Here is a 268-nt window from a genome sequence, read left to right as displayed (position 1 = left end):
CTTTTTGATCGCGCGACCAGGCAAGATCGATACGTGTCAGCACGCCATCTTTGACGTAGCGCTGCCACTCCACCTGGTACAGGAAGTCTTCCGTAAAGTGCGGATTACCAAAGAACAGCCAGTTTTTACCTGGCGCTTCGTCGGCGGCGCGTTGCTGCATAAAGGCGCGGAACGGCGCAATACCGGTGCCTGGGCCAATCATAATCACCGGGGTTTCTGGATTGGCTGGCAGGCGGAAGTTATCGTTATGTTCGATAAATACGCGGAC

1 pseudogene is annotated in these 268 nt (G+C 54.9%); it reads right to left on the bottom strand.

Annotation, left to right across the window (positions count from 1 at the left end):
- A pseudogene (locus tag MFF40_RS28480) lies at window positions 1-268 on the bottom strand (sulfite reductase subunit alpha); the annotation flags it as partial.

Origin of the sequence: Methylobacterium mesophilicum (genome assembly GCF_022179445.1) — a bacterium.
Classification (GTDB): Bacteria; Pseudomonadota; Alphaproteobacteria; order Rhizobiales; family Beijerinckiaceae; genus Methylobacterium; species Methylobacterium mesophilicum.
This window is presented reverse-complemented; position numbering and strand designations above follow the sequence as displayed.